Annotated in this window: 18 protein-coding genes; 6 read left to right on the top strand and 12 right to left on the bottom strand. The window is 42.4% G+C overall.

The features are described 5' to 3' along the window. Positions 1 to 140: 140 nt before the first annotated feature. The 7 genes from C900_RS00420 to C900_RS00390 form a co-directional block, all read right to left on the bottom strand. A complete protein-coding gene (locus C900_RS00420; protein WP_009577518.1) occupies positions 141 to 899 on the bottom strand; it encodes a GIN domain-containing protein in 759 nt (252 codons plus the stop codon). Positions 900 to 1,291: 392 nt separating this feature from the next. Continuing rightward, positions 1,292 to 2,437 (bottom strand): sensor histidine kinase, encoded by a 1,146-nt coding sequence (locus C900_RS00415; protein ID WP_009577517.1) that lies wholly within the window; start codon positions 2,435 to 2,437, stop codon positions 1,292 to 1,294. Positions 2,438 to 2,448: 11 nt separating this feature from the next. Then, entirely contained in the window at positions 2,449 to 5,964 is a 3,516-nt protein-coding gene (locus C900_RS00410) for a response regulator (protein ID WP_009577516.1), read from the bottom strand. A 31-nt stretch (positions 5,965 to 5,995) separates the two neighbouring features. Then, entirely contained in the window at positions 5,996 to 6,838 is an 843-nt protein-coding gene (locus C900_RS00405) for a CheR family methyltransferase (RefSeq protein ID WP_009577515.1), read from the bottom strand. 263 nt (positions 6,839 to 7,101) lie between these two features. Continuing rightward, positions 7,102 to 7,884 (bottom strand): ABC transporter permease, encoded by a 783-nt coding sequence (locus tag C900_RS00400; RefSeq protein WP_009577514.1) that lies wholly within the window; start codon positions 7,882 to 7,884, stop codon positions 7,102 to 7,104. Beyond that, a complete protein-coding gene (locus C900_RS00395; RefSeq protein ID WP_009577513.1) occupies positions 7,872 to 9,524 on the bottom strand; it encodes an ABC transporter permease in 1,653 nt (550 codons plus the stop codon). The genes C900_RS00400 and C900_RS00395 overlap by 13 nt, the downstream gene beginning before the upstream one ends. Before the next feature lie 77 nt (positions 9,525 to 9,601). Then, positions 9,602 to 11,950, bottom strand: coding sequence for an ABC transporter permease (locus tag C900_RS00390; RefSeq protein ID WP_009577512.1), 2,349 nt, complete (start codon positions 11,948 to 11,950; stop codon positions 9,602 to 9,604). 179 nt (positions 11,951 to 12,129) lie between these two features. On the opposite strand from C900_RS00390, the gene C900_RS00385 reads away from it, so the two are divergent. Next, complete coding sequence (locus C900_RS00385) at positions 12,130 to 13,497, top strand: sigma-54-dependent transcriptional regulator (protein ID WP_009577511.1); 1,368 nt, start codon at positions 12,130 to 12,132, stop codon at positions 13,495 to 13,497. A 488-nt stretch (positions 13,498 to 13,985) separates the two neighbouring features. On the opposite strand, the gene C900_RS29645 is transcribed toward C900_RS00385, so the two are convergent. After that, positions 13,986 to 14,141 (bottom strand): hypothetical protein, encoded by a 156-nt coding sequence (locus tag C900_RS29645; protein ID WP_009577510.1) that lies wholly within the window; start codon positions 14,139 to 14,141, stop codon positions 13,986 to 13,988. Positions 14,142 to 14,395: 254 nt separating this feature from the next. Between C900_RS29645 and C900_RS00380 the strand changes: the two genes are divergently transcribed. The 5 genes from C900_RS00380 to C900_RS27930 all read left to right on the top strand — a co-directional run bounded on the left by C900_RS00380 (position 14,396) and on the right by C900_RS27930 (position 20,164). Next, entirely contained in the window at positions 14,396 to 15,661 is a 1,266-nt protein-coding gene (locus C900_RS00380) for a sensor histidine kinase (protein WP_157493830.1), read from the top strand. A gap of 53 nt (positions 15,662 to 15,714) precedes the next feature. Continuing rightward, entirely contained in the window at positions 15,715 to 15,999 is a 285-nt protein-coding gene (locus tag C900_RS00375; protein WP_009577508.1) for a hypothetical protein, read from the top strand. A 267-nt stretch (positions 16,000 to 16,266) separates the two neighbouring features. Then, complete coding sequence (locus C900_RS00370) at positions 16,267 to 16,938, top strand: alpha/beta hydrolase family protein (RefSeq protein ID WP_009577507.1); 672 nt, start codon at positions 16,267 to 16,269, stop codon at positions 16,936 to 16,938. Between the two features lie 70 nt (positions 16,939 to 17,008). Next, a complete protein-coding gene (locus tag C900_RS00365; protein ID WP_157493829.1) occupies positions 17,009 to 17,761 on the top strand; it encodes a hypothetical protein in 753 nt (250 codons plus the stop codon). A gap of 279 nt (positions 17,762 to 18,040) precedes the next feature. Next, a complete protein-coding gene (locus C900_RS27930; RefSeq protein ID WP_009577504.1) occupies positions 18,041 to 20,164 on the top strand; it encodes an ATP-binding protein in 2,124 nt (707 codons plus the stop codon). A gap of 3 nt (positions 20,165 to 20,167) precedes the next feature. On the opposite strand, the gene C900_RS00355 is transcribed toward C900_RS27930, so the two are convergent. The 4 genes from C900_RS00355 to ligD form a co-directional block, all read right to left on the bottom strand. Next, the gene (locus tag C900_RS00355) at positions 20,168 to 20,479 is read right to left on the bottom strand and encodes a hypothetical protein (protein ID WP_009577503.1); all 312 of its coding nucleotides are present in this window, start codon (positions 20,477 to 20,479) and stop codon (positions 20,168 to 20,170) included. Positions 20,480 to 20,491: 12 nt separating this feature from the next. Further along, positions 20,492 to 21,115: a tetratricopeptide repeat protein gene (locus tag C900_RS00350; protein ID WP_157493827.1), complete on the bottom strand. Its 624-nt coding sequence runs from the start codon at positions 21,113 to 21,115 to the stop codon at positions 20,492 to 20,494. 81 nt (positions 21,116 to 21,196) lie between these two features. Next, positions 21,197 to 22,045 carry a non-homologous end joining protein Ku gene (ku, locus tag C900_RS00345; RefSeq protein ID WP_009577501.1) on the bottom strand — a complete coding sequence of 283 codons (849 nt, stop codon included), beginning with the start codon at positions 22,043 to 22,045 and terminating at the stop codon, positions 21,197 to 21,199. Positions 22,046 to 22,175: 130 nt separating this feature from the next. Continuing rightward, positions 22,176 to 24,494, bottom strand: a complete 2,319-nt coding sequence (ligD, locus tag C900_RS00340; RefSeq protein ID WP_009577500.1) for a non-homologous end-joining DNA ligase — start codon at positions 24,492 to 24,494, stop codon at positions 22,176 to 22,178. Positions 24,495 to 24,511: the final 17 nt, after the last annotated feature.

Raw genomic sequence — 24,511 nt, 5'->3', positions numbered from 1 at the left:
CAGTATTGACCAGTCAAAATCAGCTCAATTGGCAACCTCTGGCAACTTGTCAGAGGTTGTTTTTTTAATAACGTGCGATCGACACACCCAACTGGCGTGGAAGTTGCGTCAGGTGCAAAGCGAAAAATGGGCCTCACAAGTCATTCATCATCTTGCCTTTCAATATCAGCATATCCTAAGCTCAGGCCTTTGCGCACCCTCGGATGCCCTTCGTAGGTTACCCTAAAATCTCCAAATGAAGCAATGTTTAATTTTTGAGATGCATTGACATAAAAATTGCCCTCTCCATAATTTTTGGTCCTTACCAGTCTGCCCAGTACCTTGGAGGCCACTACTTTGTTTTCTCCAAAGCCCTTGTAAACCTGCTTGGCAGCCCTACCTGAGTCTATGTATAAATCATTTTCCCCATAAAGGCTCACTTTGATGACATCAGCCTGAACAGCCGCCAACCTCACCTCTGATTTCCCGAACACTTTCAATTTAAAGATGTCAACATCTATAATATCATTGCAGGTTACAGCCTCCTCTCCCCTCACCTGCAGTTTCTTTAGTTCCCGGAAAGTAACATAAGCCTTTACCTTAACCCCCGGATACATGCTCTTATTAGTCCAATGACGTACACCATTTTCATCTCTCTTCCTATATTTAACCTTCATTTTTGCCTTATCAAGATATATACGAAGGGTTTTATTTTTTATTTCAATGTTCACCTTTTCCGTGTCCATATTACTGGTTTCCAGCTTGATGCTTTCCGAATTACCTTTTATAAGCACCAGTTCGATCAAAGGGCTAATGACGATCTTATCAAATTCAGGAAGCTGACGCTCCTGAGCCCTCAACCCTGGCCTCACCAGCAGGAAGGAGATCAGTACGAGTGTTGTTAGTATGAAACTTTTCATGTCTTTGTATCTAGTATTGAGATATTTGTATTGAATATTGAGATAGTCCAGTACATCATCGAAGACTCTCGACTATGCTCACACCCTTTTTGCCTGTTACTTTTACCCAACTGCCAATTATGCATCCTCGCTTGTCGCGAGCGCTATCGCTATCGGAATTGCCTATTGACTATTTAGTGTTTGTAAGAAAACTCTAAGTAGCTTTAAGAAAACGTCAAGGTCAAGGCTTGCGAAGTCCAAAAAGCGGAGCGTACTGAGGTACGAGAGCATTTTTGGAACGAGCGTAACGCGGACATTGGCTTTTCTTAGAGACACTATTTAATGCCATACTATTGTATGGCCATTCGTACTAAGGAGGAAGTAGAAACCCAAAGGTTTCCATATCACCTGAATTATTTCAGGGTAAAAAAGAAGGTAGCTCCCTGATCAGGCTTACTTTCCCCCCATATACGTCCACCATGATGGCGAACCACCTTATTGGCGATGGCCAGTCCAATACCTGTTCCCTCAAATTCTGTTTCCTTATGCAGGCGTTGAAAAACCCCAAATAGTTTTTCCTTATACTGATCGTCAAAACCAACACCATTATCTTTCACATAATAAATATACTCCTTACCTTCACGACTTCCCCCTACTTCAATCAAAGCCTTTTTGCATGGACCGGTATATTTTATCGCATTGCCAAGCAGATTGGAAATAAGCTGCCGGATCATCGTTTTATCTCCATAAGCCGGCTGCAGGTCTGTTCTTGTGTATTTTATTGTCCTTTCAGACAGATGCTCCGTTAACTCACCAAAAACAGTATCGACCAGCTCATTCATGTTAACGTTCTGAAGCATTTTATCCTGCCGGGTGAGCCGTGAGAAATTTAGTATATCATCGATCAGATTCGACATTTTATTGGTGTTTCTCACTATGGTGTTGACGATCTTCTTCCCTTCATCATCCAGTTTGGCACCATAGTCTTCCAAAAGAATGTTTGAATACCCTGATATAACCCGCAGCGGTGCCCTAAGGTCATGTGATACGGAGTAGCTGAATGATCTTAATTCCTCGTTTGCATTTTTCAGGTCCTTAACATGTTGTTCAAGTGCTTCATGTGCACACCTGAGCGCTTCCTCGTGCTGGAACTTTTCCATGAAGAACTTGACCTTGTTGATCAGTATTTTTGGTTCAAAAGGTTTTGTTATATAGCTAAATGCTCCTTTTTCATATCCTTTAAAAACATTGATGTGATCTGTATAAATGGCTGAAATAAATATAAATGGTATTCGTGAAGTTTTTTCATCCTGCCGTAGCAGGCCTGCCAGCTCATAGCCATCCATCTCCGGCATTTGAATATCCAACAAGGCAAGCGCAAAATCATGATGAAGGGTCAGGCGGAGTGCCTCATTTCCACTGGTAGCAGGATAGAGATCGACTTCTATCTCTTTCAGCAATCTCTCTAAAGCAATGAGATTTTCCCTTCTATCATCTACCATTAAGATCTTGGGCCTGATCTTCGTTCCGTTGAAGTGATTTTGTTCAATAGCTTGCATAAGTATTATTATTATTTTCTGATCCAAACCCGTATAAGCGACAGCAGCCGCTCGAGGTCCACAGGTTTTGCTATATAATCATTGGCGCCTGCATTTATACATATTTGTCTGTCTTCTTTCATGGCTTTGGCCGTGAGGGCGATAATGGGGATATCAATGAAACGGGCTTGGGAGCGTATTTTTCTAATACATTCATAGCCATCCATCTCCGGCATCATTACATCCATCAGTATCATATCAAAATCATCTTCCTCCAGCCGGGAAAGCGCCACTACGCCATTCTCTGCCTTCACAATGTCCATACCTGTTTCTCTCAACACTTTTGACAAGGCAAATATGTTGCGCATATCATCATCTACCACCAACACCTTTTTATCCTTAAAAATAGCATCCCGATCGTATAATCCGGTAATCAGTTGTCGCTGCTGCTCAGGCAGGTCCCTTACGGTCCGGTGAAGGAACAGTGCGGTTTCGTCAAGCAGTCGCTCTTCCGATTTTACACCTTTCACTATGATAGTCTCAGCATGCTGCTGCAGCATGTTATTTTCTTCCCTGGTAAGATCTCTGCCTGTGTAGACAACTATTGGGGGAATAGTTTTATCTCTGGCTTTCTCTAACTCCCCGATCAGCTCAAAGCCCGACATATCCGGCAATCCAATATCCAATACCATACAATCCACCTGCCGGGTATTATATATTTCCAACGCATCTGCCCCTGTACCGGCTTCCAGACACTGTACATCGCCATTTCCAATCAATCGCATAATGCTTTTTCTAAGGTACTTGTCATCTTCTACGATCAGCAGGTTCTTCATCTTTCTGTTAATAAATTCCTGAATTCGGACAAAGGCGTCATCTAATTGCTCTTTGGTAACAGGCTTTGTAAGAAACTCAACGGCTCCGGATTTAAACGGATCAATGGTTTTCTGATCAACAGAAATAATATGCACCGGTATGTGCCGTAGATTAGGGTCGCTTTTTAACTCTCGTAGCACCGTACGGCCGTCTATCCCCGGGAGATCAAGATCAAGAATGATGGCATGAGGGATATATTTACCTGCCAATGTCAGGCCATCTTCACCTGAGCCTGCAGCCAGGTACTTAAATCCTTTAAGCTTTGCCTGATCGGCCAAAATTTGCAAAAACGACCTGTCGTCTTCTATAATTAGTATCGTACGATCTCCTTTGTCTATCTCACGCCTGTCATCAGCGATGGTTGGATAATCATTGAATTTATTCCTGACATCAGGAGATATCGGATGTTCTCCGGTCTGACGAATGTTTATCTCTTTAACCCGCTTCTTTCTTTTTGCAACTGATGGAATGGAAACAGTAAAATGAGAGCCTTTGCCAACCTCGCTCTCAAGCGATATTTTTCCGCCCAACAATTGGGTAAGCTCTCTGCATATGGACAAGCCCAGGCCTGTGCCCCCGTACTTCCGTGAAATGGTCCCATCAGCCTGCTGAAAGGCTTCAAAAATTATCTCCTGCTTATTATTAGGTACACCTATGCCGGTATCTCTGACTGAGATCACAAAATTATTCCCGGCATCTTTTCCCAGATAAACTCTTACTTCACCTGTTTCTGTGAATTTCACAGCATTTGACACCAGGTTTTTTATAATCTGGCCAAGGCGTAAAGGGTCAGTCTGCAAGTATTCTACTGCTTCATCCCGGGCAACTTCAAGGACTAATCCTTTTTGCTGTGCCTGAGACTTAAAATTTGCTATAATATTTTCAGCCAGCGTAGAAACATATACCTTCTCTATATTCAGGTCCATCTTTCCCGACTCTATTTTGGCCAGATCAAGTATTTCATTGATCAGGTTAAGCAAATCATCCCCGCTTTTAGCAATAATACCTGCGCTTTCTATTTGCTCCTCCGTTAGATTTCCTTCCCTGTTTTGCTGTAGATCATTGGCGAGTATGAGCAGGCTGTTAAGAGGAGTCCGCAGCTCATGGCTCATATTTGCAAGAAACTCTGACTTATACTTGCCACTCACTTCAAGTCTTTTAGCCTTAAGTTCAATATCCAGCCTGGCGGCCTCCAACGCCTGGTTTTTTTTCTGCACTACGTCAGCCTGCTCTTCCAGCTCCTGATTGATGCTCTGCAACTCCTCCTGCTGCTGCTTAAGCCTTTCCGATTGCTCTTCAAGCTCTTCATTGCTTTGCTGCAACTCCTCTTGTTGTGCCTGTAACTCTTCGCTCTGACGCTGTGTTTCCTCCAGCAAGTCTTGTACCTTTTGCTTGGCTATGGCGGTATTTAAGGTGATACCAACGGCCTCAGTGATCAGGTTCACAAAATCAAAATGAACATCCTCAAAACCATCAATCTTACCCAGTTCTATCACACCAAGAATCTTACCTTCGGCAAAAAAGGGGGTAACAAATACATGCCTGGGGCACGCATTGACTACAGCAGTCCTCACCCGGATATGCACCTCTTCAAGGTTTGAAAGTCTAAGCGGCTTTCCATCTACAGCCACCTGACCAATAAGGCCCTCTCCCATTCTAAATACTTCAAACGACTTCTCCTGATGCCCAAAGGCATACTTCCCGCATAAATGTAGTTCTGTTTTACTCTCGTTGGTAAGAAATATTGCCCCGATATGAGCCCCAATATATTCTGACAAAAACTTTATGATATCATTACATAAATCCTCCGGACCATGGTCTACACGCATTAACTCTGACAGGCGGTTTTGTCCTGAAGATATCCATTGGTATTGTTCCGTTTCTTTTGTTTTGGCTCTGAGGGAGTTCTTCATATCACGCAGCGCACGCCCCAGTTTCTTCAGCTCCTTAGATCCTCCCATGCTAACCTCGGCTTCGAGGTCTCCCTTTGCTATATGATCAGCCGCTTCCACCGCCCGCGATACCTGGCTGGTAATAGCGCGTGTGATAACTAACGACAAAAAAAGACTAATAGTGATGCCAGCAACCAATAATACCCACTCTACATTGTTAAGCCGCACCACCCTGCCATGTATGGCAGAAACGTCTGCCTTCATCAGGCTTTCCTGGCTGTCTTTCATGGCCGCTAGCAATGCCATAAGGTCAGCGGTTAGCGAAACACTATTGGTGTCCATCAAACGCCTGGCCTCATTTATATCTGCAGAAGCAAGGCCCTCTATTTGCTCCTGAAGCACCTCCAAAACCTCAAGCATAGGCGCCAGTTGCTTCAATCTCTTTATATCTTCTGCATCCGTCCAGCTCCCCGATACGACTTGAAGCTCATACAGAGTCGGTTTTATGGTGTTGCTCCATATCGCTTTTCTTTCGGTTATAAATTTTTCATCCTGCAACAGCAAGTATCCTCGGAGGGCGGCCACCGAGCGGCTTATGCCATCAGATAACACTAAGCCAAACTGCGTGGTTGGTATTCTTACTGTGGACAGGCGATCCGTTAATGCAGTGGTAGTGCCTGTCATAGTGACCGAAATACTTACCGCAATTGCTAAAATGAACACCATGGCTATAAAACCAAGCCCTATTTTTTTTCCCAATGTATCTGCTAATAACTTCATTAAATGGTTTTGTCTAAACGGAGTATTGCCGTCATGCTCCTGAAATGTATTTTTTCTTATAAATTTTCTGATCCTGATCTATTACATCAAAATTGTTTTTGAAATCAGAGGTGTATAAATTCTCCCTGCTGCCAAGGCATAAGATCCCTCCATTGACCAGACTGCTATAAAATAGTTTATACACTTTATTTTGAAGGCCTCTATTAAAGTAGATCAGAACATTGCGACAAACTATCATATGCGTTTCAGTGAAATCACTATCTGTTACAAGATTGTGATTAGCCCATACAATATTCTTTTTCAACGATTGATCCATGATAGCAAGGCCAAAGTCAGAAAAATAGTAGTTGGAAAATGAATGGCGGGCATTAGATTGCTGATAGTTACCAGAATATTGCTTCATATCTTCGAGTGAGAAAATGCCTTCTCTGGCCTGTTTCAAAGAGTACTCATTAAAATCTGTGGCATATATCTGGACGCGGTCGTAAAGTCCCTCCTCCTTTAAAAGTATGGCCATGGAGTAAACTTCTTCGCCAGTAGAGCATCCCGCATGCCATATTTTAACATATGACCATGTCTTTAAAGCAGGAATGATCTTATCTCGTACCGCCCGGTAAAACGCAGGATCCCGAAACATCTCCGTCACACTGATAGATAAATCTTTGATCAATAAAGATGCAAAATCAGGGTCATATAATACATGATGTTGAAGTTGGGAAATGCTTTCAAGCTGACTGAGTTGAAGTCGATTAAGTATTCTCCGCCTGACGTGAGTACGGGCATAATCTCTAAAATCATAACCGTACCGTTGATAGACACCCTCCAAAAGAAGTTCAATTTCAACATCTTCAATAGCATCTTTCTCAGGGTACATAGGTTGACAATCTCTAACTGGACAAGGTATTCTTCCAATAATAATATAGCACCTTTTAAAAAAAGAAAAAATAATTTTAGTCATAACAGAGCTTTATATTTTCTAATTTTAGAAGAAAAAGTTACATGCGAAAGGAGCCCGAATTGAAAAAGTTGGCAGTTGGCAAAGGCAGTTGCAAATGAGAACTCAGTTGGGGCCAGTTGGGTCTGACTAATAGCTCGCAGCTTCGTTATCTATTTCTGCTGTCATTAATCCCTGCTTCGTCAGTCGTCACATCTTAAACTATCGGCTGGTTTTTGGCCGGCAGTTTTTAGCGCCTGGACAATGATCACTGAAAGGCCTATGCAGATTATGCCAATTGCTGGCAAGATCAGTATGTCCCATGAAATAGCAATCCTGGAATGATAGTTATTCAACCAATTCAATGCTATAAAATAACCGACCGGAACAGCCACGACAGCAGCAATGAGTGAGAGCTTCATAAAGTTAAAGGAAAGCAGGCTCAGGATATCAACAATAGTAGCTCCAAGCACCTTCCGAAGTCCAATTTCCCTGCTCCTCTTTTTAGTGGTGAACAAGGCGAGTGCAAACAGCCCAAAACAAGCAATAATGAGGCTTAAAACCGTGAAAGTGGATATAACCACTCCTAATCTCTTATCATCAGCATATTGAGCGTTAAACCGGTCATCCAGAAAGTCATAGTGAAATGGTTTCTCCGGAAAGATTTGCTGCCAGGCAGACCGAACAGCAGTTATCAAATCCTGGAATTCACCCCCGGAAGAGGAAAATAGTATAGATATAAAGGTCATATGACCAAAATCAATCGCAAACAATGATGGCTCTATTGGGTACTTGGGTGAAAGGTTATGATAGTCTGCAATCACACCAATGATCTCCCTTTGCCCTGCTGTAGGAATAATGGCTCCTATGGCTTCATGCGGATTGTCGAAACCCAGCGCCAAAGCTGCGGATTCATTAATAACCAAACGATCTGTTAATGCAGTAAGATCCTGAGGGTGGAAAAACCGGCCTGCTAATACATCCAATCCATAACCCTGGCAAATTCTTCGTCCACCCTGGTAAGATAACTTTGTATCTCAGCTCCTCCCTCCTTTCTTCTCATTCGTCCGAAAAACGAATTTATTGTTCCGGGCACATTTGAGCTTACAGTTACGGCCCTTATACCTGCGTTACTTTTTACCAGTTGTTTAAATGCATCCAATTTCCCAACGTATAATGAATCATTCACATGTTCATCTTCCACAGATGCTAAAGATTTCATTATCAATACATCATTAATATTTATTCCTAACGCTCTGCTTTTCATATATTCGATCTGGTAATGTATTACCACTGCTGAAATACTTAAAATTATGGCAGCACTAAACTGAAATATGATCAGCGTGTTCTTAAGTGGCCCGGGCTTACCGGGACCTATTAATGCGCGTGATGGGGTAACAGAAGCCAGGACCATAGCCGGATAGTACCCTGAGACTGACACCAGGAAAATCAACGCAACCAGTATGTATGATAAAATTTCATAAGGACTCCAGTGCAGTATGGAAAGTTCCATACCTAACCAGCTATTAAATAATGGCAAAGTTAGTTGAACAAGAGTAACTGAGAGGGCCAAAGCTAAAGCATTAACCACCAATGCTTCCAATAAAAACTGAGCTAATAACTGCCTTTTAGAAGATCCTATTGTCTTTCTGATGCCAATCTCCCTTGCCCGGTCCAGAGCTGCGACCGTTGACAGGTTAATATAATTGATTAAAGCAATCAAAAGAATGATAAGGGAAATAAAAAACAGGGCGTACACTATTTTATAGTTGTTATTAGTATCAAGCTCGTCCTTCAAATGCGAATGGAGGTGAATGTCCGTCAGAGGTTGCAGATGAATTTCTGAGTTGATATTTCTTTCCTGGTTGTAAGGAGCTAAATAGTCGGATGTAAATTGCTGAATGCCCTCATGAAGTTTTTGAATATCAGTACCAGGCCGTAAAAGCACATAGGTATAAAAGCCATCCCACCTTAACAAGCTTCTTTCTCCGTAGGTATCAAACCATGAAGCCAAAATGGAGAAGTGAAAGTGGCTATTGGCAGGCATATCTTTAACCACTGCAGTCACCCGCCACTCACCCTGCCCTACCCAATCCAAACTTTTATCGAGCACATCTGTGCTTCCGAAAAATTTCAGCGCTGCTGATTCAGTGAGAGCCAGTTGGTTCGCACCCTGCAGAAAAGTCTCCGGACTGCCATGAATAAAAGTAAGATCGAATATTTTCACCACCGAACTATCAGCCAGAAAAACTGATGGTTCATTAAATTTCTTTACATTCCCGTCCTGATCCTCAATCAGAAATACCGGGTCATACTCCTCAGATACCGAAAAAATTCGGGCGCTTTCTTCTATTTCACCAAAGCTTCCTTCCAGTTCAAGACCGATTTCCGGAAATACCTTAGCACGTTTGTATTCTAGGGCTTCGCCAACAAAACGATGGTGTACAAGCCGGTAAATGCGGTCAGCTTTGTCATGGTAAGCATCGTAGCTGAATTCATAATTTACATACATCAAAAGTAAAAATGTTGCAGACATACCAATAGCCAATCCGCCAATGTTGACCAGTGAAACCACCTTGTTTTTCAATAAATTACGAAAAGCTATTTTTAAGTAGTTTTTAAACATTTCTTTTATTGGCTATTATGATCAACGGTCTATTCACAATAATCTCGGGCTTTCATTATACAGCTTTTGCCACTCCGTTACTCATATCTCAGTGCATCCACCGGGTTAGACATAGCCGCCCGGATGGTATGATAGCTTACTGTTGTAAGGGCAATAAAAAAAGCGCTAAGTCCTCCAATCAAAAAAGGAGAGTAGGTAATATCTATTCTATATGAAAAATAATCAAGCCAGTAACTCCCAGTATACCAGGCCAGGGGCATGCTTATGACAAAGGCGATGAGCACCAATTTCAGGAAATCAAGTGAAAAAATTGTGGTAAGATGATATACCGAGGCTCCAAACACTTTGCGAATACCGGTCTCCTTTCTACGCTGCTCCGTCATGTACGATGCCAGACCAAATAACCCCAGGCAGGAGATAACAATAGCTATAACAGCAAACACATTGGAAAGCGTGCCTGCAGTAACCACTATCTTATAGTTTTGCTCAAAAGCCTTATCAACAAACTCATACTCAAAAGGATATTCCTGATCGTATTTTTTGAATATATTTTCAATATCAGCGATGGTTTTTCCGATATTACCTGATTCTATGGCAATAAACCCTCTGTTACCCGTATTAAGATAAATTACTACCGGATCGATTTTTTGAAAAAGATTCTGATGGTTGAAATCATTCACTACCCCCCGGATTATACCTTTACCTCCCCATACATCTATTATTTGTCCTACAGGCTCGTCCATTCCCATAGCTTTTACAGCCTCTTCATTTACCAGCACCTGAATAAGTGAATCCTGTTTTTCCGGGACACGCCCCTGCAATAATTTGAGTTGAAAAGTTTCGAGCAATTGACGATCGGCCTGTATCACATGAAAAGCTATGTTTTCTTCTTCACCTTTACCGGACCAGCTTACAGAATAAGTAGTGTTTCCAATATCCAGAGGGCTAAAGTTGGAGAAGGCAACAGACTGTACACCGGGTACCGTGAGAAGGTCATTTCTATAGGCTTCTCTCTGCTGAGCGGCCTGATACAGCGGATGATAAAGAATATTCTCTTTTGCAACGCCCAGATCTTTATCTAACACATACCTGATCTGGTTGTAAATAATGATCGTACCTATAATCAACACTATTGATAAGGTAAACTGGAACACGACCAGAACCTTTCGCAACCCACCCAATGATTTGGAACTGTGGGCAGCGCCTTTTAGCACTTTTGCCGGCTGAAATGCTGACAAAGTAATGGCCGGATAGCTTCCGGCCAGCGTTCCAACGATTACACCTGCACCCAAGAGGCTTAGGGTAAAATAAGCATTACCATAGGGAACATAAATATCCTTTTCCGTGAGTGTGTTGAAGAAGGGCAGCATAAGGTCAGCCAAAGTAACAGCCAGTAATACGCTGATCATGGTAATCAGTATCGACTCCCCAATGAACTGAACAACCAGGGAGCCTCTATGTGCACCTGTGGCTTTACGCACACCTACCTCCTTGGCTCTTTTTCCTGCTCTTGCGGTGGCAAGGTTCATGAAATTTATACACGCAATTACCAAAATAAGTATTGCTATGGCCAAAAACAGTCGAACCAGTTGAACTCTGCCTCCTTCGCCTAATCCCCGGCTGAAATCAGCCTTCAGGTAGATGTCACGGAACGGGTATAAGTGAAGCAGCGTGGTGGATTCAGGGCCCTGATGTTCTATGATAAAGTTTTTAATTTCCTCACGTACATTGTCAACATTTGCTCCTTCTCGCAACAAAACAAAGGTCCTGTCGTCATAGTTACCCCATGAGTTCATCCACGACCTTTTCTTATGATAGGGTCCATAGGGCATCACAAAATCAAATTGCAGGGTGGACTGCTCAGGTGTATTTTCAAATATACCTGTTACCAGGTATTCTTCCTTTTCTCCAAAATCGCGAACCGTTAGTGTTTGACCAATTGCATTTTCATCACCAAAGAACTGTAGCGCCAGCTTTTCTGAGATAGCAATATTATACGGAGCCTGCAGCGCTGTTTGAGGATCACCATGCTTGAAGCCAAAGCTGAAAACATGGAAAAATGCACTGTCGGCATATAAACCCTCAGGCTTTGCTTTTACACTGCCATTACTGATCAAAGGAGTCATGTTGTAGGAAACCCGGATGGCAACTTCAATATCAGCCACTTCGTCATTAAGGGCAGGCGCCAGCACACCTTGAGAATTTACCCAAAACTGAGGAGAAGCACCTGCATTGATCTCAGCAATAGTCTGATAGATACGCTCCCCATTTGCATGAAATTGGTCATAACCCATTTCATCCCACACCCATAGGGCTATAAGTATAGCGCAACAAAGACCAAAGGCCAGCCCCATAATATTGATCACAGAAAAAACCTTGTTCTTAACCAGGTTCCTTAAAGCCACTTTGAAGTAATTCTTAATCATAATCGTAAATCTTGCTAAAGGCTTGATACCAACAGCCATACCATTAGATCAATTAATTGATTAACAGATGGTTGTAAAAAGTACGCACATTAAACTTGTCTCATAATGGCACAACTATTTGTTTCATAGTGAGACGACCATTACATTAGCAATCACATCAATTGGCTTGAATAAAACAAATGTCGAAACGCAAAGGCAGCATACTTATAGTTGACGATGATGAAGATGTACTGATCACCGCTCGTATGATCCTGAGAAATCATTTTGAGCAAGTACAGACAGCAACCAGTCCCAAAAACCTGGAAAGCCTTATCAGAAATAATGATCTTGATATCATTATTTTAGACATGAACTTCAAAACAGGAGCTACGAGCGGTAACGAAGGCTTGTTTTGGCTCAGAAAGATCAGATCTCTCGATGCCAGCATACATATCATCATGAACACCGCTTACGGGGACATCCAACTGGCGGTAGAGTGTATGAAGGAAGGCGCTATCGACTTTCTGGTGAAGCCCTGGGAAAGGGAAAAGCTATTGGCTACTGTTATCAATGTATATGAACTGAAGCAATCTAAGCGGCAGATCTCTCATTTACAAAATACGCAAAAGACACTCTCAGAAGATGTGCATAAAGCCAAAGGTCAGCTCATTGGTTCCTCACCCACCATGCAAGCTGTCTACACCAGTATCGAAAAGGTAGCAAAAACAGATGCCAACGTTTTGATCCTTGGTGAAAACGGAACAGGTAAAGAGTTGGTAGCGAGGGCCATACATCAAGCATCCGGAAGGGCCAATCACGCTTTTATAAAAGTAGACCTGGGTGCATTGACAGACTCACTTTTTGAATCAGAGCTCTTCGGCCATAAGAAGGGTGCATTTACTGATGCAAAAGAAGATCGGGCGGGACGCTTTGAAATAGCTGACAAGGGTACCCTTTTTCTCGATGAAATTGGAAATATCTCTCTGGCGCAACAGGCGAAGCTTTTATCGGTACTGCAAAACCGCCAGGTAGCCAGGATCGGTGACAACAAATTACTACCCATCGACATCCGTGTAGTCTGTGCTACCAACAAAGATATTTATGAAATGGTGGAAGTGGAAAGCTTCAGGCAAGACCTTCTATACCGGATAAATACCGTGGAGATCGAACTTCCGCCTCTTCGGGAGAGAAAGGAAGATATTGAGGAATTAGCAAAACATTTTTTATCCGTCTACTGCCGGAAATATGAAAAGGATGAGCTTAAGCTAGCTCAGAATACTGTCAAAAAGCTCCAAAACTATCCCTGGCCGGGCAATGTGCGCGAACTACAACATGCGGTAGAGCGGGCCGTGATCATGAGTACGCAGCACGTCCTTGATCCTGCCGACTTTTTGATCAAAAAGACTACTACGGCATCATCAGTGAAAAGCCTCAATGTGGAGGACATAGAAAAGAATGCCATTGTACAGGCCATCGAAAAGTGTAATGGAAATTTAACCAGCGCTGCCAGGGAGTTAGGTTTGGGAAGGAGTACCCTATATCGAAAAATTGAAAAGTACGGTTTATAAAAAACAGCCAACACACTGTGCCGGCTGTTTTAGGAGGACTATTTTTTAGGACTTTTAGAGCCCTTGTTTTGTCCCTGTTTCGGACCTTTTTTTTGACCGGACTGGTTGCCTTGACCGCCCCTGTCTTTTTTTTCTTCTGTACTCATAGTTCTAATGTATTTTTTAAGGTTCCGTGTACAAATTTTCGCCCATTTCCTAAACCCTTTAAAATGAAGTAGTTCGTCAAATACACCAAACTACACTGGGTAGGAAATTCAACTAAACAGAGGGAAAAAGCCAACATTCATTAATCCTACGTGAGTTCGACATAGTAGAACCGATTAAAGGTTATCAGAAACCAGACAAAAAAACCTCTTTTTAAGGTCATTCTGTAAAAATGAAGAATCTTACTAAAGTTCAAGGGTACTATTCACAACTTAGGAAGATCCTTCCTCACGTCCTTTAGACCTACTATTTTTAAGCGTTTTATATCGACCTCACGTTAACTCTCATCTTTTCCTTGTACTTTCCTTTGAAGGCTTTCCATGCGGGTCGCGAGCCGGATTCGTCTCCGGGTCGCGCATGGGAACGTCCTTGGGATTTTGTTTCGTGTTCTTTTCAGGATCAGGATGCTTTTTCAATTTTTCTTTACCTTTATTGGCCATAGCAGTTTATTTTGTTAGTTTATTATTTACCTGATAAAACATACAAATAGTTGGCCATCCGGTGTGAACATTGATAAAGAGAAGGTTAAGAAAATTTTATGCGTGTAACATTCGCAACAAAGGGTGGTATTCAGTGTACAATTGCACCGAAACTGCATCAAATTTATTTTTAAACTAATTTGGGTACTCATCGCTTCAAGATCGTCCTTCGCCTTATAATTATCCTCCTGTTGGGATACTCAGGTTTATATATTTTGACCGAAACCCCTTTTTGGCTGTTATCACTGTGGTTATTACTTTTTTCCGGGATAGCTATCTATGAACTGATCAGGTCTCTGGAGCGGACAAAAAGGGAATTGAGTAATTTTTTGATCAACATCAAACAGAAGGATTTTTTAGGGACGTACTCTAAAAATAATAGTAATAGCGACGAGCTCAACAAAGCCTTCATGCTGATCACCCAAGAGTTTCAGCAACTGCGAAAGGAAAAAGAATCCAATTATCACTTTCTACAGACGGTAGTTGAGCATTCGGGTGTCCCTCTTATGGTGTACGATGAGGAAACGTTGAAAATAACCCTAATGAATAAGGCTGCAAAGGAGCTATTTAAAAGACCTCACCTCACCAATCTCAAATCAATCGAGCAATTGGACAAGCACCTGTTTCAACTGATATTAAAACTTCAAAGCGGCCAAAAGGAATTGATAAAAACTGTGATTGAGAATGAACTGCTACACCTTTCCGTACTTGCCAGGGAAATCAAACTTGATGACAGATTACATAAGCTGATTTCCTTTCAGAACATCAAAGCAGAACTCGATGAACAGGAAATTCAGTCGTGGCAAAAGCTAATACGGGTACTGACCCATGAAATAAAAAATTCTGCCATACCCATATCCACGCTTACAGAAGTGATCAATCAAATGATTGTTGACGAACGAGGTGAGCTCAAGGATCTTTCTCAACTTCAGCAGGAAGACCTGGACGACCTTAAAATTGGTATTCGTACGGTCCAGAAGCGTAGCGCAGGATTAGTCAACTTTGTCAATGCTTATGGCGAGTTGGCCAAAATCCCTCAGCCAAAATTCCAGAGGGTGCATGTACTGGAGTTAGTAGAAAGAACTGAGGCATTGTTGGGCCCTGACTTAAAAAGAGCGGGAGTAAAATTAACGAAGGCCGTTGACCCGGCACTACAGATCGAGGCTGATATGGATATGGTCGAACAAATCCTTATCAACCTCATCAAAAATGCGAAAGAGGCATTGGTCAACACGGAGCAACCTTGCATTGAATTAACCACGTTCATTAAGAACCATCGTACCGTTATAGTTGTAAAAGACAATGGCCCCGGCATAGAAGCCGAAGCCATGGACCAGATCTTTGTACCTTTTTATACCACTAAAAAGCAGGGTTCAGGTATAGGCCTAAGCTTATCCAGACAATATATGCGAGCTCAAAAAGGAAACCTGACTGTAACATCCTCACCAGAAGCCGGCACCTCATTTTTCATGATATTTTGAGAGATTGTGGCAAACCAATTGCAAGATAACTGGCAAACCAAAAAGTAAAAATCATGAAAAAAATTCAATTAATACTTGCGATTGCCGGTGGTATTGCCCTGTCGGCATGTACCGATAATGAGAAAAAGGAACAAGTAAACGATGAAACCAAAGAAATAGAGGCTCCATCTCATTCTATGGAACAAGGTGCGGAAGAAAATACTGAAGCTGAAAAAGACCTTGAAGTAGAATTGGATGCTGATAATAAAGAATTGGGTGTAGAGACTGAGGATGTAAAGGTGGATCTTGAAGGCGAGGACGATGAGGATCCTAACAAAGACGATGGACAGAACCTGTAACAACATTGATTAACCGTCAATACCAATGAAGCTGTCTCAAAAGTCAGTTCCAAACTTGATTTGGAGTCCCCTGAAAATGAGCAGAAACTAAACAAGGGATCCTGGATCAAGTTCGGGATGACGCCAAAAGGCGACTTTCAAGACAGCTTCATTTTTCACACATAGTGTTGTGGTATACCAACCACATTTTTCTTTACATTCAAAGTTACTCCTTTTACCTTTGGTGTTAATTCGCTAGCTTAACACATGTATCCCAATTGTCATTCAATGAGTCAAATTTCTTTTAAATTACACATTTCCGAAGGAGCTGGCGCGGTGACTTGCGAGATTATTGAAGCTGATAAACCAATAGCCATTTTAGCGCTTGCGCATGGTGCGGGAGCAGGCATGCATCATTCCTTTATGCTACAACTGGCGGCAGCATTAGCCAGCTCGCGTATTTCTACCATTCGTTTTAATTTTCCATACATGGAGCAGGGCAAAAAACGTCCGGATACTCCCAAAATAGCACAGGAAACCATCTATAGGGTAATCTTAGAAACACACCATCGATACCCCGCCCTGCCGATATATGCAGGAGGTAAATCATTTGGAGGAAGAATGACATCTCAACTGGCAGCTTTCAGGCAGCTCGCTGAACTGAAAGGGTTGGTCTTCTTCGGATTTCCCCTTCATCCGCCCGGAAAACCCTCTGTACAAAGGGCAGACCATCTACAACAAGTACCTATACCTATGCTCTTTTTGCAAGGCACACGTGACAAGCTTGCTACCCCCGAACTGATGAAACAAACTACCGAACATTTGGACAAAAGCAAGCTTATTTTCCTTGATGGGGCGGATCACTCCTTCCAAATGTTAAAAAGTAGCGGTAGAAGCCAGCAGGAGGTTTTCAACGCTCTGGCCTCACTTACTGCCAAGTGGGTAATGCAAAATAAATAGGGCTAAAAAAATATTGATCCGTCTTAATATTTTACTATTATTGTAATTTACCAAAATTTAATTTTTTCATATGAAACACCTATTTAAATTCTTTTGTCTACTGGCTTTAACTACCTTTCTTATGTCATGCGGAGGCGATGATGACGATGTATCCCCCGCAGATGAGCTTGCACAAGCTAAACTTAGCTTGACCGAAGATGCTACTCCAATTGAGGTTCCTTCGGCAATGATGGAATCTACTGATGAGAAGGCTCAATTAGCAACATCTTACATTAGCGCCGCCAATGGTATATCACAATACCTGGCTAATTTTCAGCCTCCTGCAGGAGCAACAAAATCATCTACTCCAATAACTGCCAGCAATGGTAGAATGGCTCAAACCCAGGAAGAATATCTGATATATACATGGTCAGACACAGAGATCACCGTAGCTTATCAAATTTCACAAACGACTGATAACTATGTATTTGAGATTTTCTTTAAGTACAAAGATGAGGCAGAATTTGTAAAATTCATTCATGCTGAGGAATCTAAAACTCAAAGGAAAGGATTTATGGATATTTATGACATTTATGGTGGCACGGGCAATGAGGTGGTATTTTCCTACGCATGGGAAGAGAAAGCCGATGGTACATTCCATTTCGATTTTGAATCTGCAGACGGTGGATTTGTAATGAAACTTGTAGTAAATCCTGATAAGTCAGGTTCACTTAAATACTACCTGAGCGGTGAATTATATTACGATATTAATTGGGATGCCGCTGGTAACGGCACCTGGACCTGGTATTCAGATCCTGTAGAGTCTGGTTCCTGGACGGTTTAATTGATCCTATTTAGTGCTTGTAAGAAAACTCTAAACGGCTTTTAATAAAACGCCAAGGTTAAGCTCACCTTCGGGCAGCAGCTTTGGCAGAGAAAGGACGTAACGCAGACATTGGCATTTTCTTAGAGACACTATTTACCTTAAAGGCTGTATCAGTATATACCGTTACAGCCTTGCCTTTCCACACCTGTTAATGATATTAACACTGATTTGACTAAACGTATTTATAGTTGGTTTGCTTTCTCTCGGATTTCCGGCATGGCAATCTCTTGCATCTGTATGGTACTTATTCTTAATAAGGAAGCCATATCACAAAGTGCAGACACTATTATTATTCGAAATTTTAATACCGGCAATTACCAGGCTACTTCCTTCAACTATATGGGCATACATGCCCGTGATGGCAACTACTACTTTGCCAATGAAAATGGCATACTACAATACGATGGTAGTGAATGGCTGCTCCACAATATAAAGAACTATGCCGGGGTATTGTCTCTGGCTGAAACAGAAAACGGAATACTCTATATAGGAGGCTTTAATGAATTCGGCAGAGCCAGGAAGGACTCCACCGGCACTTTTGAATATACCTCTATGCGTGACCTGCTCCATGCCGACTCCACACTTTCGGAAGTATGGCAAACGATCTACCACAAAGGAAGCGCATACTTCCAGTCATACGAGCGCATACTGAGGTGGGACGGTGACTCGCTGCATAATATTCCTTTGAAGAACTGCTTTTTATTTGTGGCCAAAAACAAGCTCTACGCCTCGCAACTCCATGGGAATTTTTATGAAATAACTGGTGATTCACTTGTTTTTATTAGTGATAAACTAAAATTTGAGCAGGATGGAGCAATGCAGGTGCTGCCCTGGTCAAAGGATAAGCTGATTATTTTCACCTCGTCACATGGCCTGTTTCTTTTTGATGATCAAACGAATAGCATCGAGAAGTTTGATGCCCCGGTAAGTGATTTCTTTAAAAAGGCTTATATGTACTACGGAGTATTGTGGAAAGACAGTCTCTACATATGTTCGACTTGGGAAAAAGGGTTGGCCTTTGTAAATAAAAAGGGGGAAATGGTCAAGAATCTCACCAAAAGCGATGGTCTCTCCACCAATTTCCTGCGGGAACCTCTTCTGGATAAAAGAGGCAACCTTTGGGTGGCTTCAAATTATGGGATCACCTACCTGCAATGGCCCAAACTAAACGAGCCGGACACACCTCCTGCCACGCAGATCACTAAAATATCAAGGGGTGAAAATGACCTGATCTCGCCCTACTTTAAAGAAAATGTAACTGTTCCATTTGAGTCCTCTGTTACTTTTCACTATGCCACCTACGGATTCGACAAAGCTGACATGAAATACAGCTACTACCTGGAGGGCTACAGTAACAACTGGTCAGCATGGAATGACGATGTAAAAAAGGAATATACAAATCTCAGTAGTGGAGATTATGTTTTTCATGTAAAGGGAAAATTAATCAACGGCATGGAGACTATGCCCGCTTCATTGTCAATAACCATACCTAAGCCATGGTATCTTTCCTATGGTTTCATCGGGCTGATGGCATTGCTGTCGGTAGCGGTGATATACGGAGTGATCAAACTGAGGACCTTACAGCTCAAGCGCCTTAATAAACAGCTCGAAAGTGTTGTCAATGCAAGAACTGCGGAATTGCTTGCTCAGCGTGAACAACTTCAGAATGCTAATAAAGATCTGATGACCATTAATTCAGAGTTGGATAATTTCGTATATCGATCATCTCACGACCTTGTAGCACCTCTTAAATCGCTTAAAGGGCTCATCCATCTGGCTAAAATAGACAATCCGGGGGACACGCAGATGCATTATTTACAGATAATGAATAACAGCGTGCTACGACTGGAAGACTTCATCAAGAGTATAATGGACTACTCTGTAAATGCCAAAAGGGAGATTATACTCCAGGAGGTAAAATTAGATGATGTGATCAATGACATCGTTACCGAGATCAAATATTTTGAAAAGGCAGAAAAAGTAGACCTGAAAAAGAAATATGGTGCCGATTTCACTTTGAAGTCTGATTCTAGCAGGCTAAAAATAATATTGAGCAATCTTATCACTAATAGTGTCAAATATCACAACTATGAGCAGCCGCGTCCATACGTAAAAGTGATAGCCCATCAAGATGATCAGAAAACTGAAATTGCTATCCAGGACAATGGCCAGGGGATACCTGAGGCCTACCTTGAAAAAATATTTGATATGTTTTTCCGGGCTTCGGAAAGTGCAGAAGGATCAGGTTTAGGGCTTTATATTGTAAAAGACACTGCCGATAAACTTGGTGCAGAAATACGGGTAGAATCAGAAGAAGGTGTAGGCACGACTTTTACACTTACTATACCTAATCATCGGTAGCCATCAGGTACCTGTCTTTTGCCGGCCTCCTGTCTTACTTCGCCCCCCGGCTTTCTGCATAGGGAGTTTACCAGGCACATCCATTTGATTTGCATCTTTTACTTCATTGAGCAGTTCACTCAGTTGATGGTATAGCTCCAACCCCTCGGCATCCAGTATACCATCTATTTGTTGTCTTCTAAGATATTTAAACACCTGGTTGAGCATTTCTTCCAATCTTCCTTCATTATCAGCATCCCTGATGACCTCTTTATTGATCTGTTCCCTGAGCTTACTAAAGTGTCCTTTTAGAATTAATTCTGCAGTTGTTTCCATAATATTGGCGTTTTACTGTGCTTTGCTTTTCATTGTTTTCTGAAGGCTTTCAATCAGCTTATCAACATTCCCCCTCTCCCGCTCTGTTGACAAATTTCTGTACTTGCTAAGAATACTTATAGCACTCTTGAAGTCCTTTTGCATGGCCATTACCAGCCCAAGGTTATAGTAAGCGCTCTCAAATTCCGGCTCTATTTCTATGGCAAGCTCATAGTGTAGCTTAGCCAGCGCCAGGTCACCCATTTCGGAATATACATTTGCCAGGTTGTAGTGGGCTTCAAAATGGCGTGGATCATATTTCAGGCAATTTGCAAAACAATCAATAGCCTTTATATAATTTTCTTTACCCGATTCAAGTATACCCAAATTACAATAGGCGTCTGCAACACACTCTCCCGCACTTATGGCTTTCCAATAAAACTCTATTGCCCTTTCGTTGTCCTGTTCATCAAGGTATAATGCCTGCTCAAAAGGACTCTGGTGCGTCTGCATGCTCACCACTTTTGCCTCTGAGGGGGCGGTAGTGAACATATTCAACTGACCATAGTCCTCCAGGTTGACTTTCCGGCACTTGCGCACCTTTTTATAGCCCAACTTGGACGTATTATTAATTGGAAATTTTACTATTTTAGCCACTTGGAATTAACTTCTTATAGGTTATAGTAACCAATAAATGCATCAATTGATTCAATAGAGGCATAATTTATCATGGACCTGCTAACTGGCCTTCTTTTTTGACTTGGCCTGCTCCTTCCCTTCCTTTTTGCCAGTCGCTTTTTTCATAGGCTTCTTCTCTGACTTCGCCTGCTCAATACTTTCTTTCAGAGCAGTCATAATATCTACTACTTCAGGTTCCTCTTCAGTGTAAGAGACTACCTCTTTACCTTCTATTTTGGCATTGATCACCTCTTTAAGGGCCTCATGATAGTGGTCGGTCATGTCTATCTCATCGAAAGACTTACTCATAGACTCCACCAATGTCTTCGCCAACTTAAGCTGGTCTTTATCAGCTCCCTCCACCTCCTCAATTTTAGGAACATCGGCAATATCTCTGATCTCCTCCGGGCTCCTAAGTTTGTACAGCATTATTCCTTTGCCGTGCGGGGTTAGCAATACCATATTTTCCCTTTCCCTAAGTACAACCCGGCCTACTCCTACTTTGCCGCTATCTTTCAACGTCTGCATGAGTAAAGCATAACTTTTGGCAGCAATATCACCGTCAGGACCTATAAAATAAGGGGCTTCATATAATGTAGGATGCACTTCCCCGGCATTAACAAAGCCTTCGATCTCAATGACCTTAGTACTTTTCAACTTGATCTTCTCAAAATCTTCCGGGTTCATAATTACATATTGACCCGGCTCGTATTGATAGCCTTTAATAATATCGTCAGTTTTGAGCACCTCCCCTGTTACCTTGTCCTTTTTCTCATATTTAACAGGGTTTTTGGTCTCTTTCGATAATTGGTTAAACCTGATTGACTGGGCTGAATCGAGGGCTGTATAGATCCTGATAGGAATTGTTACCAGGCTAAATCTGATATGACCTTTCCAAATAGCACGCATAGCTGAAGCGGTTAATGTCTCAATTTAGTAAATAACGTAAAAAGTCACCTGATTGTTTTCCTAGTCAAATATCAAGTGATAATATAAATATACCACATTAATGAATTAAAAATCAATGCTTTATTATTATTTATTCGCTTAAATCCGGTCGCATTCTCAGAAAAACGGGTTCTCGAAAGCTGCCATTGTTAGTTATCATGGAGTATTGCAACTCGCAATATAGCCTGGGTTCGATCCATATGGTGTTGGCTTCTGTCACCGGTTTTTCCTTTACAGGTCGCTCTATCTCAGGCAATTCTGACAATTCAGTAAATGCTTCTTTTAAGGTTTTTTCATTAAAACCCGTACCCACCTTCCCCCGGTATACCAGTTCGCCACCTTCATACTGGCCCAGGTGTAAGGCTCCGATCCCCCCTTCCCTATCTCCCTTTCCCCATGAATAGCCGATAATTAATGCTTCTGTTGTTTGCTTTACTTTTACTTTGAGCCAACTACCGGTACGCTTCCCGGGTAAGTACCTGCTATTGATATCTTTAGCTATTATTCCTTCCAACTGCATCTTCTTTGCAGCATTGTAAAGCTCCTTTCCTTCCTGCACTGCTTCACTTATTCTGTATGGCGTATCTCGTCTCAAAGAATCCTCCATCCATTCCCTGCGCCTGGCCAAAGGCTCATTGATCAACGCCCGGCCGTCCAGGTACAGACAATCGAAGACATAGCAGTAAGCCGGGTATTTTTTCGAACTCCTTTCAATTTCGGTATCACCGGTACGCTGCATTCTATGGATGACCGTTTTGAAATCAGGTTTTCCCTGGGTATCAAAGCATACAATTTCTGCGTCAAAAACAGCGCTGGTACCTCTAAATGCTTTCTCTGCTACCATTAGCTCCGGAAATTGTTTGTTCAGCTTTTTATGATTTCTACTCCAGATGGTCACCTCACCCTCGTCCATCACTATCAGCGCGCGGATACCGTCCCATTTCAACTCGTAGATATATTCATCACCAACAGGCACCTTCTTAGCTGTATCAGCCAGCATCGGCTGCACGGGAGTCTTCAGCCAGTCGACCTGTGGTGTGTCTACCCGCTCTAAAAGCCACTCCTTACCCTTGGTATTATGCATTCGGTACTCTGCGTTGATCTGCGGGCTGTTCAGAGTGAAATAAAACCCGTCCTTTTTCTGCTTTGTAATCGCATATCTACCATTGGCATATATCCACATTTTACCTCCGCCATACTGGCCTTTCGGTATTTCCCCTTCAAAGGTGATATACTCCATGGGGTGATCTTCCGTAGCCATGGCCAGCCTTTTGATCCCGGGCTGAGCAGGAAGCCCTTTAGGTACGGCCCATGATCGTAATACACCATCCTGTTCGAGCCGAAGGTCATAATGCAAGTGCGAGGCATGGTGCCGGTGGACAACAAAACCGGTATTATCTCCCCCCGAAAATAATGCTTTGGGTTCAGGAGTTTTGGCGAAATCCCGCTTCTTACTATAATCTTCAAGTTGCCTGGGAGATTTATATAGTTTATTAGGCCCAAGGTCCTTTTTGACGCCCGTCTTTCTTTTAGTATGAAGTGGCACCGCGTAGGCTCCAATGCCCTCCCAGGCATCTCCTCTTTCCAAAATACTTTTCGGGGCGGTCCTGATATTGTAAGCCTGGGAGCTTTCAAGGTCTTCAAGCTCTTCCCAGGTAACAGGCATAGATACAGGGGCTCCGGGGTAGCCTCTTAAGCTGTAAGGCGCTATAATGGTCTGGCTGCTTCTGTTACGATAAATATCAATAAGTACGCGGCCTTTGCGGGCATCCTTTTTAATGTTTAATGTAGTGTCCTTCCTTTTCTCTGAAAAAGGCTGAGCCACCTCCTTAGCAGCATCGAAGCATTCGTCAACAGTCCATTTTGCCTGAACCGGTGTAATGAGGTGCAACCCTTTACCTCCGGTAGTCTTTACAAAGCATTGATATCCATATCCCTCAATATGGGCCTTTAAGTCAAATGCTATATCTTTTACCCCCTCAAAATCGTAGCCCTCAGGGGGATCAAGGTCATACACGATATAATCACCAAGGTCGTGATGCGGCCTTCGCGTTTGCATCTGGTGAAGCTCGAGACAGGCCATATTGGCGAGCCATACCAGAGAAGCTTCTTCGGTAGCAATGATATAGTCTTTCTTTTGATCACTTCCGAGTGAAACATACTCCAGCCAATCAGGCGCCCACTCGGGCCGGTTTTTCTGAAAAAAACGTTCACCGTCAATACCTTCCGGGAACCTAACCAGTGAAAGCGCACGTCCTTTTATATGAAATAGCATCGTTGGAGCTATGGTGAGATAATATTGTATCACCTCGGCCTTTACGATTCCCGACTCAGGATATAAAACTTTTTTCAGGTTGGATATTTCGAGCTTGCGCTTACCTATCTGTACATATTGAGAATCGCGGGCCATGGGTTTGCTAGCGCCTG

It is taken from the genome of Fulvivirga imtechensis AK7 (assembly GCF_000331535.1).
GTDB lineage: Bacteria > Bacteroidota > Bacteroidia > Cytophagales > Cyclobacteriaceae > Fulvivirga > Fulvivirga imtechensis.
The sequence above is the reverse complement of the archived record's forward strand: the minus strand, read 5'-3'. Positions and strand labels throughout refer to the sequence as shown.